This window comes from Proteus sp. GOKU (assembly GCF_015475555.1).
GTDB lineage: Bacteria > Pseudomonadota > Gammaproteobacteria > Enterobacterales > Enterobacteriaceae > Proteus > Proteus mirabilis_B.
The window spans coordinates 3,760,808-3,776,813 of record NZ_CP034105.1; the positions used below are offsets into that span (position 1 = coordinate 3,760,808).

The following is a 16,006-nucleotide window of genomic DNA, read 5'->3' on the forward strand; positions in this document are numbered from 1 at the left end:
ATTTCTAGCAGTCTGTCTATATGGAATACGTTATTCGTCTTCCAATTCGATGTTGATACCCAGTGAACGGATCTCTTTCAACAATACGTTGAACGACTCTGGCATACCTGGTTCCATCTGATGGTTACCATCAACGATGTTTTTGTACATTTTGGTACGACCGTTAACGTCATCCGACTTAACAGTAAGCATTTCTTGAAGAGTATATGCTGCACCGTATGCTTCCAGTGCCCACACTTCCATCTCCCCGAAACGCTGTCCACCAAACTGTGCTTTACCACCAAGAGGTTGCTGAGTAACCAAGCTGTACGAACCGGTAGAACGGGCGTGCATCTTGTCATCAACTAAGTGGTTCAGTTTCAGCATGTACATGTAACCAACAGTTACTGGACGCTCAAATTGTTCACCTGTACGACCATCGAAAAGTGTAATCTGACCAGAAGTTGGAAGATCAGCTAATTTCAGCATCTCTTTAATTTCCATTTCTTCTGCACCATCGAACACTGGTGTTGCGGTTGGCATACCTTTTTTCAGGTTTTCAGCCAGACGTAACACTTCTTCATCGCTGAAGGTGTCCAGATCAACTTTCTGACGAGGTGCCATACCCAGATCGTAAGCTTTCTGGATAAATTCACGTAACTTAGCAACTTCTTGTTGCTGTTTCAGCATCGCGTTGATCTTATCACCGATACCTTTAGCAGCCATACCCAAGTGAGTTTCAAGGATCTGACCGATGTTCATACGTGATGGTACACCTAGTGGGTTCAGTACGAGGTCTACTGGATTACCATTTTCATCGTATGGCATGTCTTCAATTGGGTTAATCTTAGAGATAACACCCTTGTTACCATGACGACCCGCCATCTTATCACCAGGTTGGATCTGACGTTTAACAGCCAGGTAAACCTTAACGATTTTCAGCACGCCAGGTGCTAAATCATCGCCTTGAGTGATTTTACGACGCTTAGCTTCCAGTTTCTTCGCGAACTCAGCTTTCAGTTCATCATACTGTTCAGCTAATTGTTCTAGCTGGTTTTGCTTCTCTTCATCCGCAATACCCAGCTCTAACCAACGTTCACGAGGTAATTTGTCTAATTTCTCTGCTTCAATACCGCCAGCAATCAGAACACCACGGATACGAGCGAATAGACCAGCTTCAAAAATACGCAGTTCTTCAGTTAAGTCTTTCTTAACTTCACGTAACTGTGATTCTTCGATTTCTAATGCACGTTTATCTTTTTCTACGCCATCACGGGTGAAGACTTGTACGTCGATAACTGTACCAGACACACCATTAGGAACACGTAGAGAAGAATCTTTAACATCAGACGCTTTTTCACCGAAGATAGCACGTAGCAGTTTCTCTTCTGGAGTCAGTTGAGTTTCACCTTTAGGTGTTACTTTACCAACCAGAATGTCGCCACCTTTCACTTCAGCACCGATATAAACGATACCTGATTCATCCAGTTTAGATAACGCTGCTTCACCGACGTTCGGTATATCAGCTGTGATCTCTTCAGGCCCTAACTTAGTATCACGAGAGACACAAGCGAGTTCTTGAATGTGGATAGTAGTGAAACGGTCTTCTTGAACAACACGCTCAGATACAAGGATGGAGTCCTCGTAGTTATAACCATTCCATGGCATAAATGCCACGCGCATGTTTTGACCTAATGCTAACTCACCAAGGTCTGTTGAAGGACCATCAGCTAACACGTCACCGCGATCAACAGGCTCACCTAAAGATACACAAGGAGTTTGGTTAATACATGTGTTCTGGTTAGAACGGGTGTATTTAGTCAAGCTGTAGATATCGATGCCCGCTTCACCAGCGTAAGTCTCTTCTTCGTTAACTTTGATAACGATACGAGAAGCATCAACATACTGAACAACACCACCACGTTTAGCAACCGCAGTAACACCGGAGTCAACCGCAACCGCACGTTCCATACCTGTACCTACTAGTGGTTTATCACCACGAAGTGTAGGAACAGCCTGACGTTGCATGTTCGCACCCATCAATGCACGGTTGGCGTCATCGTGTTCAAGGAATGGGATCAGTGAAGCACCGACAGAAACAACCTGTTGAGTTGAAACGTCCATGTACTGAACTTGGTCACGACTAAATAAGCTTGACTCACCTTTATGACGGCAAGTAACTAATTCTTCAACGAAGTGATTGTCATCGTCTAATACGGAGTTAGCCTGAGCAATGATGAAGTTACCTTCTTCAATTGCAGACAGATAGTGAATTTCATCTGTTACAGCGTTGTTTTCAACAACACGGTAAGGCGTTTCTAGGAAACCGTACTCGTTAGTCTGTGCATAAACAGATAATGAGTTGATAAGACCGATGTTTGGACCTTCAGGCGTTTCGATTGGGCACACACGACCGTAGTGAGTTGGGTGTACGTCTCGAACTTCGAAGCCTGCACGTTCACGGGTCAAACCACCTGGGCCTAATGCAGAAATACGGCGTTTATGCGTAATTTCTGATAGCGGGTTATTCTGATCCATAAACTGTGATAACTGACTAGAGCCAAAGAATTCTTTGACAGCAGCAGAAATCGGTTTTGCGTTGATCATATCTTGTGGCATTAATGCATCAAGATCGCCTAAAGACAGACGCTCTTTAACTGCACGTTCAACACGCACCAGACCAACACGGAATTGGTTTTCAGCCATTTCGCCAACAGAACGAATACGACGGTTGCCTAAGTGGTCGATATCATCCACTTCACCTTTACCATTACGGATATCAATCAGTTTTTTCATTACTTCAATGATATCTTCTTGGCTTAGGATGCCAGAACCTTCAACTTCGTCACGGCTTAACGAACGGTTGAACTTCATACGACCTACAGCAGAAAGATCATAACGATCTTCAGAGAAGAATAAGTTCTCAAATAAGTTTTCTGCGGCTTCGCGTGTAGGTGGTTCACCAGGACGCATCATGCGATAGATTTCAACTAACGCGCTTAAACGATCGTTTGTAGGATCGACGCGAACAGTTTCTGAAATATAAGCACCATGATCTAAGTCATTGGTAAACAGAGTTTCAATCGTTTTATGACCAGCTTGACTTAAGCGAGCTAACACATCTAAAGAGATTTCCATGTTAGCAGCACAAATCAGTTCACCTGTCGCTTCATCAATATAATCACGAGCAACCACTTTACCTGCAATGTATTCAACAGGTACTTCAATGCGGTCAACTTGCTCTTTTTCTAATTGACGAATATGGCGAGCGGTAATACGACGGCCTTTTTCGACATACACTTTGCCGTTTGCTTCAATATCAAATGAAGCAGTTTCACCACGCAGACGTTCAGGCACTAATGTCATCATCAGCTTGTTGTTGCTGATTTCAAACAGTGTTTTTTCGAAGAATAATCCTAAGATTTCTTCAGTGCTGTAGTTCATTGCGCGTAAAATGATAGTCGCAGGTAATTTACGGCGACGGTCAATACGGACAAAAAGGTTATCTTTAGGGTCGAATTCGAAGTCTAACCATGAGCCACGATAAGGGATAATACGTGCGTTATACAGTACCTTACCTGAAGAGTGTGTTTTACCTTTGTCACTATCAAAGAACACACCAGGGCTACGGTGTAACTGGGAAACGATAACACGCTCAGTACCATTGATAACAAAAGTACCATTATCGGTCATTAATGGGATTTCACCCATATAGACTTCTTGTTCTTTGATGTCTTTAACGGTGCCTTCTGGGGCTTCACGTTCATAAATGACCAGACGCAGTTTTACACGCAAAGGTGCTGAGTAAGTTACACCGCGGATCTGACATTCTTTAACATCAAAAACAGGCTCGCCTAAGCGGTAGCTGACATATTGTAATTCAGCATTACCACTGTAGCTTTGGATAGGAAATACGGAACGGAAAGCTGCTTCCAGACCGTTTTGACCATCAGGATCTTGCTCGATGAACTTCTGGAACGAGTCAAGTTGGATAGAAAGGAGATAGGGAACATCCAGAACTTGTGGACGTTTACCAAAATCCTTACGAATACGTTTTTTCTCGGTATAGGAGTAAACCATAGGGTTCCTCAGCTCGCTGAAAAGTGACCCACTCTGCCTGTCCTTAACTTTTTTAAGGATGGCTCGACATTCTGCTAACACTGTTTTTTTGTAGGTAGGAAAACAACTATTTTCCGAATATTCATTGCTATTACTCTTAAATCATTTCATTGTGCTGATCTCACTACCGAGCTTTCGAGAACGTGGATCGTAGTGATTAACACAGTATATTAAGTCGTCAATAGCAAAAAATATTGAAGTAATGAGACACCAAAAAAGTGTGAAAAAGTGACTCTTACCTTACAGCGCAAAAAGGCTGGTGACCAAAAAATCACCAGCCATCAGCCGTTAGGCTGCACTCTGGGAAGTTAAATTATTTAACTTCAACCTCAGCGCCTGCTTCTTCCAGAGCTTTCTTCAGAGCTTCAGCATCATCTTTGCTTACGCCTTCTTTCAGAGCTGCTGGTGCAGATTCTACTAAGTCTTTAGCTTCTTTCAGGCCAAGACCGGTAGCGCCACGTACTGCTTTGATTACTGCTACTTTGTTACCGCCGATAGCTTTCAGGATAACGTCAAATTCAGTTTTCTCTTCAGCAGCTTCTGCTGGACCCGCAGCAACAGCAACAGCTGCAGCAGCAGATACACCGAATTTTTCTTCCATCATAGAGATCAGTTCAACAACGTCCATTACAGACATTTCAGCAACTGCGTTTAAGATATCGTCTTTAGAAATAGACATAACAAGTGTTCCTAAAATTCAGAAAAAGTTTATACGTAAATAAAGCAACGAAGAAATTGGCTATTAAGCAGCTTCTTTCTGATCGCGCAGAGCAGCCAGAGTGCGAACCAATTTGCCTGCAGAGGCTTCTTTCATGGTTGCCATCAGGCGTGCGATTGCTTCATCGTAAGTTGGGAGTGTAGCCAGACGATCGATGTTCGAACCTGGGATAAACTCACCTTCAAAGGCAGCCGCTTTAATCTCGAATGCTGGGTTCGCTTTCGCGAAATCTTTGAACAGACGAGCTGCAGCGCCCGGATGTTCAGCAGAAAATGCAATCAAGGTTGGACCAACAAATGCATCTTTCAGTACTTCATAAGAAGTACCTTCAACAGCACGACGCAGAAGTGTGTTACGTACTACACGTACAGTAACACCAGCTTCACGACATGCTTTACGCAGTTCGGTCATTTTAGCTACAGTAACGCCACGGGAATCCGCAACAACTGCAGAAAGCGCACCTTTGGCAACTTCGCTGACTTCAGCAACAATCGCTTGTTTGTCTTGAAGATTTAGTGCCATTAGCTTCTTGCTCCTGGATTAACCGAGTAAAAACTCGGGACTCACATCACTTATTACCACAATGGTATAAGCGCTAAAACACGGTGAGTAGAATCCAGAATATATAATTCTTTATTGGCTCTCTCACCGTCTACGCAGGAAAATTAAGTAATTACTTACACCTGCGGTCTTGGACGGGGTCTGGATAGGCCAGACTCCAACCGAAATTCAGAGAATTTAGTTATGTCGACTTAAATAAAATACAACATAGCTAAACTCAAGGCGTCAAATTCTATACAAATTTGACGCCAAGGTAAAGTCTTTTATGACTTTAGTCTAATCTAAGATTAAACTGTCGCGCTCAAGCTAGCTTGATCAATAGCAACACCTGCACCCATAGTGGTAGACAGGCTTACTTTCTTGATATAAACGCCTTTCGCTGCTGATGGTTTTGCTTTTTTCAGAGCAACCAGCAGAGCTTCTAAGTTTTCTTTCAACTGAGCTTCGTTGAAATCAACTTTACCGATAGTGGTATGGATAATACCATTTTTGTCGTTACGGTAACGAACCTGACCAGCTTTAGCATTTTTAACTGCTTCAGCAACGTTAGGAGTTACAGTACCCACTTTCGGGTTTGGCATTAAGCCACGTGGGCCAAGGATTTGACCTAATTGACCTACAACGCGCATTGCATCTGGAGATGCGATAACAACGTCGAAGTCCATTTCGCCAGCTTTAACTTTAGCAGCTAAGTCGTCCATACCGACTAATTCAGCGCCTGCTTCTTTAGCAGCTTCTGCATTTGCACCTTGTGCGAATACAGCAACGCGAACTGAACGGCCAGTACCGTGTGGAAGTACAGTTGCACCACGAACGTTTTGATCTGATTTACGTGCATCGATGCCAAGGTTAACAGCAACGTCAACGCTTTCAACGAATTTAGCAGTAGCCAGTTCTTTCAGTAAAGCAACAGCTTCAGTAATTTCGTACTGTTTAGTTACTTCAACTTTCTCACGGATATTGCGCATGCGCTTGGTTAGTTTAGCCATCAGATTAATCCTCCACTACCAGGCCCATGGAACGAGCAGTACCTTCGATTGAACGCATCATAGCTTCAACGTCAGCACCAGTCAGGTCCGCAGCTTTAGTTTCTGCGATTTCACGAACTTGAGCAGAAGTAATTTTACCTACTTTCTCTTTGTTCGGTTTGCCAGAACCTGATTTCACGCCCGCCGCTTTCTTCAGCAGAACTGCTGCTGGAGGAGTTTTGGTAACGAAAGTGAAAGAACGGTCAGCATAAACTGTAATAACAACAGGAATTGGTAAACCTTTTTCTACGCTTTCAGTTTTAGCGTTGAATGCTTTACAGAATTCCATGATGTTAACACCTTGTTGACCCAGAGCTGGACCAACTGGTGGACTTGGATTAGCCATACCTGCAGAAACTTGCAGTTTGATATAGGCTTGGACTTTCTTAGCCATTAATTAATTCCTCAATTTGGGTATATCGCCCGGCTAGGGCTCCCCGATTTTACTTTGTTTTGCCTTATGGCAAAACAACTCAAAACGAAAGGTGGAAAATTGTAGATAACTTTTCCACCTTTTGCAAGAAAGCAACGTAAAAAGGTTTAACCTTTTTCAACCTGACTAAAGTCTAATTCAACTGGTGTTGCACGACCAAAGATTGATACAGAGACTTTTAAGCGGCTTTTTTCGTAATCAACTTCTTCAACAACACCGTTAAAGTCAGCGAATGGACCATCGCTAACACGAACCATCTCACCTGGTTCAAACAGTGTTTTAGGACGCGGTTTATCACCAACTTGTTGTAAGCGATTCATAATCGCATCAACTTCTTTATCGCTAATTGGTGCAGGTCTGTCAGACGTTCCGCCAATGAATCCCATAACACGAGGTACATTACGTACTAAGTGCCAAGTTGCATCGTTCATGACCATTTGGACAAGAACATAGCCTGGGAAAAATTTACGCTCACTTTTGCGACGTTGACCGCTACGGATCTCAACCACTTCTTCGGTTGGAACCATAACTTCGCCGAATGAGTCTTCCATTTCGTTTAATTTGATATGTTCACGCAGAGACTGTGCAACACGGCCTTCAAAGCCTGAAAAAGCCTGAATGACATACCAGCGTTTTTTTGGAGAATCAGTCATGAACACCTCACAGGCCAGTAATAAAGGAAACAAAACGAACCAGAATGCCATCCAGTCCCCAAAGAACTAATGACACAATAGCCGTCACCGCAGCAACAATCAGGGTTGTCTGCAATGTTTCTTGACGTGTTGGCCATACTACTTTACGCATTTCAATACGCGCTTCGCGAGCAAATGCTAATGTTGCTTTACCTTGTGTTGTCCACAACGCGATCCCACCCGCTGCTACGAACAAAGCAACAACAGCTAAAGCTCGTAACGCTAGGTTAAATTCACGGTAAAGATAGTTGCCACCCACTGCTACTGCCAGCAATAAAACGGTAATGATCCACTTAGCGATATCACCACCGCGTTTGCTATCTTGAGCTCCGCTATTCGCACTCATAAATTAACCTGTCATATGATGTAAATAAATAGCCAGCTTGCCTCGCAAGAGCAAAACAAATCAGACTAACCATAAAATCAACTATGATTGCATCTGACACAGTGTCATATCTCTATGACATTCGTATCTGCAAGATACTGGACTCGATTCGTTGTATCAGAGCCTATCTCACCAATAATTTACAGCAAACTAGTGATGAGATAGGTTCTTTTTCAAACAACGCATAAAAAGGGCATCAATTGATGCCCTTCTCTAGGAAATTACGCGAGTAATTAACCTAATACTTTAGCAACAACGCCCGCACCTACTGTACGGCCACCTTCACGGATAGCGAAACGTAAACCGTCGTCCATCGCGATTGGGTGAATCAGTTCAACGATCATGTTGATGTTGTCACCTGGCATTACCATTTCTACGCCTTCTGGTAATTCGATAGTACCAGTTACGTCAGTTGTACGGAAGTAGAACTGTGGACGGTAGCCTTTGAAGAATGGAGTATGACGACCACCTTCATCTTTGCTCAGAATATAAACTTCTGATTCGAATTTAGTGTGTGGCTTGATTGAACCTGGTTTTGCCAGTACTTGTCCACGTTCGATTTCTTCACGTTTAGTACCACGCAGAAGAACACCAACGTTCTCACCTGCACGACCTTCGTCAAGTAATTTACGGAACATTTCAACGCCAGTACAAGTTGTTTTAACTGTTGGTTTGATACCAACGATTTCAACTTCTTCACCAACTTTAACAACACCACGCTCAACACGACCAGTTACTACTGTACCACGGCCTGAGATTGAGAATACGTCTTCGATTGGTAACAGGAATGGTTTGTCAATTGCACGCTCTGGTTCTGGGATGTATGAATCCAGTGCTTCTGCTAATTCAACAATTTTTGCTTCCCACTCAGCTTCGCCTTCCAGTGCTTTCAGCGCTGAACCACGGATTACTGGAGTGTCGTCACCTGGGAAATCGTACTGAGACAGAAGTTCACGAACTTCCATTTCTACTAATTCCAGTAACTCTTCATCATCTACCATGTCACATTTGTTCAGGAATACGATGATGTAAGGAACACCAACCTGACGACCTAACAGGATGTGCTCACGAGTTTGTGGCATTGGGCCATCAGTCGCAGCAACAACCAGGATAGCTCCGTCCATTTGCGCAGCACCAGTGATCATGTTTTTAACATAGTCGGCGTGACCTGGGCAGTCTACGTGTGCGTAGTGACGAGTTGGAGTGTCATATTCTACGTGTGAAGTAGAGATGGTGATACCACGAGCTTTTTCTTCTGGTGCGTTATCGATTTGATCGAATGCACGAGCAGCACCACCGTAAGTTTTAGCTAAAACTGTAGTGATTGCAGCAGTCAGAGTTGTTTTACCGTGGTCAACGTGGCCGATAGTACCAACGTTAACGTGCGGTTTTGAACGTTCAAATTTTTCTTTAGACACGACTATATTCCTTAATATCGCTCCCTCAATTAGAGGGAGCGTAAACTAAATTGAACTCGAAAGGATCTTATTTCGCTTTACGAGCTTCGATAATAGCCTGAGCGACGTTGCTAGGCGCTTCGTTGTACTTCAAGAACTCCATAGAGTAAGAAGCACGACCCTGAGTTTGTGAACGCAGGTCAGTTGCATAACCGAACATCTCAGCCAGTGGTACTTGAGCACGGATGATCTTACCGGTAGGCAGATCGTCCATACCTTCAACCATACCACGACGACGGTTTAAGTCACCGATAACGTCGCCCATGTAATCTTCTGGCGTTTCAATCTCAACTTTCATGACTGGCTCAAGCAGAATTGGCTTAGCTTTCATGAAGCCGTCTTTAAATGCCATTGATGCGGCAATTTTAAACGCGATTTCTGAGGAGTCAACATCATGGTAAGAACCGTAATGTAAACGAGCCTGAATATCCACAACAGGGTAACCTGCTAATGGACCAGATTTCAGCTGTTCTTGAATACCTTTATCAACAGCTGGGATGAATTCTTTAGGAATTACACCACCAACGATATCGTTGATAAATACGTAGTTCTCTTCACCACCTGCTGGTAATGGAGACAGGTCGATAACAACATGACCGTACTGACCACGACCACCAGATTGTTTCGCGTGCTTACCTTCGATATCAGTTACTGTATCACGAATAGTTTCACGGTAAGCAACCTGTGGTTTACCTACGTTCGCTTCAACTTTAAATTCACGACGCATACGGTCAACTAACACGTCTAAGTGCAGCTCACCCATACCAGCAATGATAGTCTGACCAGTTTCTTCGTCGCTTGATACGCGGAAAGATGGATCTTCTTGAGCCAGACGGTTCAGAGCGATACCCATTTTTTCTTGGTCAGCTTTAGTCTTAGGTTCGATAGCAACAGAGATTACTGGCTCTGGGAATTCCATACGTTCTAAGATGATTGGTGCATCAATTGCACATAAAGTATCACCTGTAGTTACGTCTTTCAGACCGATAGCAGCAGCGATGTCGCCCGCACGAACTTCTTTAATTTCTTCACGCTTGTTAGCATGCATCTGAACAATACGGCCAAAACGTTCTTTTTTGTCTTTAACCGGGTTCAGAACTGTGTCACCTGAGTTTACAACACCAGAGTACACACGGAAGAATGTTAAGTTACCAACAAATGGGTCAGTAGCGATTTTGAATGCCAGAGATGAGAATGGCTCTTCGTCGCTTGAATGACGTTCTGCTGGAGTATCTTTACCGTCTGGTAACATACCGTTGATAGCAGGAACATCTGTTGGTGCTGGCAGGTATTCAATTACCGCATCCAGCATTGCCTGAACACCTTTGTTCTTAAATGCAGAACCACAGGTAACCAGGATAATTTCGTTATCTAGAACGCGTTTACGCAGAGCAGCTTTGATTTCTGCTTCTGTCAGTTCTTCACCGCCCAGATATTTGTCCATCAGGTCTTCTGATGCTTCAGCAGCAGATTCAACCAGGTTGTTGTGCCATTCTTCAGCTAAATCTTGCAGATTTGCAGGAATGTCTTCGTATTCGAAGGTAACACCTTGGTCTTCTTCATTCCAACGGATTGATTTCATTTTAATTAAATCAACAACACCGGTGAAATTTTCTTCAGCGCCTACTGGGATTTGCAGTGGAACTGGGTTTGCTGCCAGACGTGTTTTGATTTGTTCAACAACACGCAGGAAGTTTGCACCCATACGGTCCATTTTGTTAACGAACGCGATACGTGGTACATGATATTTGTTAGCCTGGCGCCATACTGTTTCTGACTGAGGCTGAACACCACCAACTGCACAGTAAACCATAACCGCGCCATCAAGAACACGCATAGAACGTTCTACTTCGATTGTGAAGTCAACGTGTCCCGGGGTGTCGATGATGTTTACACGGTGAGGCTCAAACTGTTTAGCCATACCAGACCAGAATGCAGTAGTTGCTGCGGATGTGATAGTAATACCACGTTCCTGCTCCTGCTCCATCCAGTCCATTGTTGCTGAACCTTCGTGAGTTTCACCAATTTTATGGTTTACACCGGTATAAAACAGAATACGTTCACTTGTAGTGGTTTTACCGGCATCGATGTGCGCACTGATACCGATATTACGGTAGCGTGCTATGGGGGTTTGACGAGCCATTTTTTCCTCTCTCGTGGGCGTTCAATTCAGGTAAAGGACAGCAGAGCTGTCCTGAAAAGAGTTGCGATACTCCGTGGATTACCAACGGTAGTGTGCGAACGCCTTGTTTGCATCTGCCATACGGTGAACGTCTTCACGTTTCTTAACAGCAGCGCCTTTGTTTTCAGCCGCATCAGATAATTCATTTGCCAGGCGAAGAGCCATGGATTTATCACCGCGTTTACGAGCAGCTTCAACAATCCAACGCATTGCTAATGCATTACGACGAACTGGGCGTACTTCAACTGGAACTTGGTAAGTTGAACCACCAACACGGCGGGATTTAACTTCCACAGTAGGACGTACGTTATCTAATGCGATTTCGAACGCTTCCAGTTCAGTTTTGCCTGAACGCTGAGCCAGGGTCTCAAGCGCATTATATACGATAGATTCTGCAGTAGATTTTTTACCGTCTACCATCAGAATGTTTACAAATTTGGCCAGCAGTTCTGATCCGAACTTAGGATCTGGCAGAATTTTACGTTGACCAATTACACGACGACGTGGCATGGAAATACTCCGTTTAAATTCAGGGTTGTCCAAAACTCAATGAGTTTATTTTGACATTAATGGTGAAAAAATGTTTGGCCTTACTTAACGGAGAACCATTAAGCCTTTGGCTTCTTCACACCGTACTTAGAACGAGCTTGTTTACGGTCTTTAACACCGGAACAGTCCAGCGCGCCGCGAACAGTGTGGTAACGCACACCTGGTAAGTCTTTAACACGACCACCACGGATTAAGATTACGGAGTGTTCCTGCAAGTTGTGGCCTTCACCACCGATGTAGGAAGAAACTTCGAAACCGTTAGTCAAACGCACACGGCATACTTTACGCAGTGCTGAGTTTGGTTTTTTTGGAGTGGTAGTATATACACGAGTACATACGCCACGTTTTTGCGGGCAAGCTTCCAGAGCTGGAACGTTGCTTTTAACAACTTTCGAGCTACGAGATTTGCGCACCAGCTGGTTAATAGTTGCCATTTAAAAAAAGCTCCTGGTTTTTGCTTCGTAAACACGGATTTGAACTCTGTCTTGTCAACAAGACAAAACATGAGGACGCAGAATTTTATTGCTGACGGGCTCATGTGTCAAGAATTATACAGCAATTCTACGCTCCCCAATGAATTTGTTGGGGGTGTTTTACCGTTAAATCGACAAAATCACCATAATTGATAAGTTTAATGTGATGAGATACTTGATCTTTTAAGCCTCTTGCCAAAACATCATCAATTAATGCGTAAACTGAAATTTGCTGTTGGAGACAATATTTTAATAAGGGATTGTCTTCAAGAACTGCCAGTACACCATCTTGTATTAACAAAACATCATCTTCTTTTGTCAATAAAGATAAAAAAGCCTCTAAATCACTTTGATAAATAGAGACAGAATAAGTATACAACATAACCGTTCAACCTTCCTGACTAACTTCTGTATTAAAAGCGTAATACCACATCATATTCACTCAATTTTTGAGCAATATCTTCTTGGGATATCACCTGTGCATCCAACACAAAAGAAGTTTGAGAGGATAATCCACGATGAGCCATGTCTTTCTGTGATATATAGACGTTTGTCACATCATACAAGGGTAGCACTTTAAATGTTGCAGCATGATGACGTGATAGCACTCCTTCAGGTTGTTGATTTTCAACAAGTTGAAACACACTATCAGAGATAAAAAAAACACCAATATCTTCTGTTAATGCAGAGGTTGCGAGTAAAGCATCTAAACCTTCTCGCCCTGCACTATTACCATGAGGTGCTTGAGTAAAAAGGAATGCGATTGAATTCATTTTCTTCATTAAAATTGCACCACACGGGAACAGGTTAACATCGCTTGAGCCAGTGAACCCAACCCACTTAACTCAAATTCAGTTGCCATGTTATGGCTATCCATTTCCTGCTCTTTTGCCTGCTGCTCATCGATAATTCCTCTACGCAATGCGGCGGCAACACAAACATGCAGGGGAATTTGATGTTCTTTCGCCAATGTAACCCACGCTTTAGGGAGATCAAATTCATCATTTGCAGGCGATACCAATTTATTAGCATTCACAACACCTTCTCGATAGAAGAAAATTTGTGAAATTTGATGCCCCTTTTCAAGAAGGGCATTTGCGAACAAATAGGCACTTGAAGCTTGTTCAGTTCCGTAATGAGGCCCTGTAACCACTAAACAATATGTCAAGGAACTCATAATGTTGCCTTATTCTCCATTTTTAAACTGGCGAATATAGAGATACACAGTATGTTTTGAGATATTTAAGCGATCTGCAACCTGATTGATGGCATCTTTAATATCAAAAATACCTTTCTCATAAAGGCTTAACACCACTTGTTTATTCTTGGCATTATTCGCAACTTCACGATCATTATTTACTTCTTCAATCGTAAACTCTAATGTTTGAGCCACTAAATCATCGACAGATGAGGCAAAGTTAACATCGGATGCAACTTCATGCGTTTCTTCAGGAATAAAGGTTTTGATTATTTCAGAGAATGGAACATCAAGGTTCATATTAATACACAATAAACCAATGACACGACGTTCACGATTACGAATAGCAATCGTGATTGACTTCATCAATGCACCACTTTTTGCTCTAGTAAAATAAGCCTTTGAAAAACTTGAATCTTCATCTGTGATGTCATGTAACATTTGTAATGCCAAATCGGTAATTGGAGAACCAATCTTACGACCAGTATGTTCTCCATTCGCGATTTTAACCGCTGAACATTTCAAATCTTCCAGAGAGTGCAATACGATTTCGCAATGATTGCCGATGAGCATTGCCAAACCATCCACAGCTGCTTCATAGGACTTTAGTATTTCGTGATCAGTTTGAGTAAAAGGTCGGCTATCTAGTTTTTCAAACTCGCTGCTGTCACCATTAAATAACGGGCTAGACATTTGATTATATAATCCTTAAAGGCTTTAATTATGATAATGACTTGAGGTTCTATTTTTTATAACGATTCGTCATTGCGGATCAATTCAATATTAAAAAAATTTAAATATAAAAACAGAATTAAGAACGATTCTGACGTTAGATCGCCAGAAGATCTACGTCAAGTGACTTAGAATAAGAGCTTTGTGATAGGTCACAGCTTTTTTCATTTTTCTTTATCTTTTGGACTTATTCCCACCTTTATTTTTTGAAAATTTTCCTTTTTTGGTGTGGGCAGGATAAAGATTGACACTACTGAATAGATTACCTATATTCCAAATTATTGTTATTTTAACGAGCGATTAATCCTATGAATACACTGATGATATGCCAATCTCAGCAAACTTCATCAATAATAGGATTAATTTCTGTTGCTTCTATACCTATTGAGATTCTCTCTTCACCACCTCCGCCTGTGAAAGTGGTTGTAGTCAATACAACGGTTGTTGCAGCTCACGTTGCTTGATTTGTTTACTTAGCTTAAGAACGTACTTAATCACCACTTATATAGTGATATGTTGCTTGCGTTTATTCATTGATATTTTATCAATTTGCTAATAATCATTAAAAATAATCAAGCTCTCTTATTGCTTATTTTACAGGTATATCATCATGTACTTACGTCAATATTGGGCAAAATTCGGCCCAACAACGTTATTCGTTTTATTGTGGAGTAGTGGCGCTATCTTTTCTCGCTGGGGTTTAGATAATGGTAGCTCATTTGCAATTTTAACTTGGCGTTTTATTATCGCTTTAGCGTTTCTCTCTTTTTTGTGTATTCAGCGTCATCGCTTTTTACCACCAAAAGGAAGTCGTTTAAAAACGGCATGGGTCGGTTTACTTATTATTGGTGGTTATTCTATCTGTTATCTTTTAGCGCTCGCTAATAGTATTACACCGGGAATGTTAGCCACAATTATGGGTGTTCAGCCGATTATTACATTATGGATAATAGAACGTAATTTTACAGCGACGCGTCTATTAGGGCTTTTAATCGCCTTGGCTGGATTAGTGTTAGTGGTTGCCCAAAGTTTATTTAATACATCCCTCTCATTAACGGGAATGATTTATGCGTTAGTTGCACTACTTTGCATGAGCTTTGGTGCGATCTCACAGAAAAAACTGCAATTAGCGCCGATGGATGCCTTACCGCTACAATATGTTGTTAGCCTTGTGTTGTGTTTATTATTTGTCCCCTTCCAGCCCTTTCATGCTTCATTCGACATTGGCTTTGTTATTCCTGTACTTTGGCTTGCGGTGATCATTTCTGTTGTTGCTCAGTTGCTATTATACCGCTTACTCACTACGGGTAATTTGGTTAATGTCACTAGCTTATTTTATTTAGTACCTGGCGTGACCGCATTAATGGATTACATCTTCTTAGGTAACAAGATGTCTTGGCTAAGTTTGGCTGGGATGGGCGCAATCATTGTGGGCTTGCTGTTTGTTTTCAAAAAGCCCAAAGCCATTATTATTGAAGAGACTGTGGACTAACGCTATGT

At 42.4% G+C, this 16,006-nt stretch carries 17 protein-coding genes; 2 read left to right on the forward strand and 15 right to left on the reverse strand.

The features are described 5' to 3' along the window. Positions 1-30: 30 nt before the first annotated feature. The 15 genes from rpoB to EHE21_RS17235 all read right to left on the reverse strand — a co-directional run bounded on the left by rpoB (position 31) and on the right by EHE21_RS17235 (position 14,467). Complete coding sequence (gene rpoB / locus EHE21_RS17165) at positions 31-4,059, reverse strand: DNA-directed RNA polymerase subunit beta (RefSeq protein WP_072071066.1); 4,029 nt, start codon at positions 4,057-4,059, stop codon at positions 31-33. 352 nt (positions 4,060-4,411) lie between these two features. After that, the gene (gene rplL / locus EHE21_RS17170; protein WP_023583093.1) at positions 4,412-4,777 is read right to left on the reverse strand and encodes a 50S ribosomal protein L7/L12; all 366 of its coding nucleotides are present in this window, start codon (positions 4,775-4,777) and stop codon (positions 4,412-4,414) included. Between the two features lie 63 nt (positions 4,778-4,840). Then, a complete protein-coding gene (rplJ, locus tag EHE21_RS17175) occupies positions 4,841-5,338 on the reverse strand; it encodes a 50S ribosomal protein L10 (protein WP_006534706.1) in 498 nt (165 codons plus the stop codon). 326 nt (positions 5,339-5,664) lie between these two features. Next, positions 5,665-6,366 (reverse strand): 50S ribosomal protein L1, encoded by a 702-nt coding sequence (gene rplA / locus EHE21_RS17180; protein ID WP_072064767.1) that lies wholly within the window; start codon positions 6,364-6,366, stop codon positions 5,665-5,667. A 4-nt stretch (positions 6,367-6,370) separates the two neighbouring features. Then, complete coding sequence (gene rplK, locus EHE21_RS17185) at positions 6,371-6,799, reverse strand: 50S ribosomal protein L11 (RefSeq protein ID WP_088494387.1); 429 nt, start codon at positions 6,797-6,799, stop codon at positions 6,371-6,373. 146 nt (positions 6,800-6,945) lie between these two features. After that, on the reverse strand, positions 6,946-7,491 hold the full coding sequence (gene nusG, locus EHE21_RS17190; RefSeq protein WP_004246900.1) for a transcription termination/antitermination protein NusG: 546 nt from the start codon (positions 7,489-7,491) through the stop codon (positions 6,946-6,948). 7 nt (positions 7,492-7,498) lie between these two features. Then, positions 7,499-7,876, reverse strand: a complete 378-nt coding sequence (secE, locus tag EHE21_RS17195) for a preprotein translocase subunit SecE (protein WP_023583091.1) — start codon at positions 7,874-7,876, stop codon at positions 7,499-7,501. A gap of 272 nt (positions 7,877-8,148) precedes the next feature. Then, positions 8,149-9,333, reverse strand: coding sequence for an elongation factor Tu (gene tuf, locus EHE21_RS17200; RefSeq protein ID WP_088494064.1), 1,185 nt, complete (start codon positions 9,331-9,333; stop codon positions 8,149-8,151). Between the two features lie 67 nt (positions 9,334-9,400). Next, positions 9,401-11,515, reverse strand: a complete 2,115-nt coding sequence (fusA, locus tag EHE21_RS17205) for an elongation factor G (RefSeq protein WP_088494386.1) — start codon at positions 11,513-11,515, stop codon at positions 9,401-9,403. Between the two features lie 78 nt (positions 11,516-11,593). Beyond that, complete coding sequence (gene rpsG, locus EHE21_RS17210; RefSeq protein WP_004246897.1) at positions 11,594-12,064, reverse strand: 30S ribosomal protein S7; 471 nt, start codon at positions 12,062-12,064, stop codon at positions 11,594-11,596. Between the two features lie 98 nt (positions 12,065-12,162). Continuing rightward, positions 12,163-12,537, reverse strand: coding sequence for a 30S ribosomal protein S12 (rpsL, locus tag EHE21_RS17215; protein WP_004236497.1), 375 nt, complete (start codon positions 12,535-12,537; stop codon positions 12,163-12,165). Positions 12,538-12,664: 127 nt separating this feature from the next. Continuing rightward, positions 12,665-12,958 (reverse strand): sulfurtransferase complex subunit TusB, encoded by a 294-nt coding sequence (gene tusB / locus EHE21_RS17220; RefSeq protein ID WP_098941725.1) that lies wholly within the window; start codon positions 12,956-12,958, stop codon positions 12,665-12,667. A gap of 31 nt (positions 12,959-12,989) precedes the next feature. Next, positions 12,990-13,358 (reverse strand): sulfurtransferase complex subunit TusC, encoded by a 369-nt coding sequence (gene tusC, locus EHE21_RS17225; protein WP_194951358.1) that lies wholly within the window; start codon positions 13,356-13,358, stop codon positions 12,990-12,992. Next, positions 13,358-13,753, reverse strand: a complete 396-nt coding sequence (gene tusD / locus EHE21_RS17230; RefSeq protein WP_088494384.1) for a sulfurtransferase complex subunit TusD — start codon at positions 13,751-13,753, stop codon at positions 13,358-13,360. The genes tusC and tusD overlap by 1 nt, the downstream gene beginning before the upstream one ends. Positions 13,754-13,762: 9 nt before the next feature. Next, positions 13,763-14,467 (reverse strand): helix-turn-helix transcriptional regulator, encoded by a 705-nt coding sequence (locus EHE21_RS17235; RefSeq protein ID WP_023583301.1) that lies wholly within the window; start codon positions 14,465-14,467, stop codon positions 13,763-13,765. A gap of 347 nt (positions 14,468-14,814) precedes the next feature. Between EHE21_RS17235 and EHE21_RS17240 the strand changes: the two genes are divergently transcribed. Next, complete coding sequence (locus EHE21_RS17240) at positions 14,815-14,970, forward strand: hypothetical protein (RefSeq protein ID WP_194951359.1); 156 nt, start codon at positions 14,815-14,817, stop codon at positions 14,968-14,970. A gap of 146 nt (positions 14,971-15,116) precedes the next feature. Continuing rightward, positions 15,117-15,998, forward strand: coding sequence for a DMT family transporter (locus EHE21_RS17245; RefSeq protein WP_194951360.1), 882 nt, complete (start codon positions 15,117-15,119; stop codon positions 15,996-15,998). Positions 15,999-16,006: the final 8 nt, after the last annotated feature.

Excerpts from the sequence above, each read along its gene's own strand:
- rplK (WP_088494387.1), bottom strand. The coding sequence starts at position 6,799 with ATGGCTAAGAAAGTCCAAGCCTATATCAAACTGCAAGTTTCTGCAGGT.
- rplJ (WP_006534706.1), bottom strand. The coding sequence starts at position 5,338 with ATGGCACTAAATCTTCAAGACAAACAAGCGATTGTTGCTGAAGTCAGC.
- fusA (WP_088494386.1), bottom strand. The coding sequence starts at position 11,515 with ATGGCTCGTCAAACCCCCATAGCACGCTACCGTAATATCGGTATCAGT.
- rplA (WP_072064767.1), bottom strand. The coding sequence starts at position 6,366 with ATGGCTAAACTAACCAAGCGCATGCGCAATATCCGTGAGAAAGTTGAA.
- EHE21_RS17245 (WP_194951360.1), top strand. The coding sequence starts at position 15,117 with ATGTACTTACGTCAATATTGGGCAAAATTCGGCCCAACAACGTTATTC.
- EHE21_RS17240 (WP_194951359.1), top strand. The coding sequence starts at position 14,815 with ATGAATACACTGATGATATGCCAATCTCAGCAAACTTCATCAATAATA.
- tusC (WP_194951358.1), bottom strand. The coding sequence starts at position 13,358 with ATGAAGAAAATGAATTCAATCGCATTCCTTTTTACTCAAGCACCTCAT.
- tusD (WP_088494384.1), bottom strand. The coding sequence starts at position 13,753 with ATGAGTTCCTTGACATATTGTTTAGTGGTTACAGGGCCTCATTACGGA.
- nusG (WP_004246900.1), bottom strand. The coding sequence starts at position 7,491 with ATGACTGATTCTCCAAAAAAACGCTGGTATGTCATTCAGGCTTTTTCA.
- rplL (WP_023583093.1), bottom strand. The coding sequence starts at position 4,777 with ATGTCTATTTCTAAAGACGATATCTTAAACGCAGTTGCTGAAATGTCT.
- rpsG (WP_004246897.1), bottom strand. The coding sequence starts at position 12,064 with ATGCCACGTCGTCGTGTAATTGGTCAACGTAAAATTCTGCCAGATCCT.
- rpoB (WP_072071066.1), bottom strand. The coding sequence starts at position 4,059 with ATGGTTTACTCCTATACCGAGAAAAAACGTATTCGTAAGGATTTTGGT.
- rpsL (WP_004236497.1), bottom strand. The coding sequence starts at position 12,537 with ATGGCAACTATTAACCAGCTGGTGCGCAAATCTCGTAGCTCGAAAGTT.
- secE (WP_023583091.1), bottom strand. The coding sequence starts at position 7,876 with ATGAGTGCGAATAGCGGAGCTCAAGATAGCAAACGCGGTGGTGATATC.
- EHE21_RS17235 (WP_023583301.1), bottom strand. The coding sequence starts at position 14,467 with ATGTCTAGCCCGTTATTTAATGGTGACAGCAGCGAGTTTGAAAAACTA.
- tusB (WP_098941725.1), bottom strand. The coding sequence starts at position 12,958 with ATGTTGTATACTTATTCTGTCTCTATTTATCAAAGTGATTTAGAGGCT.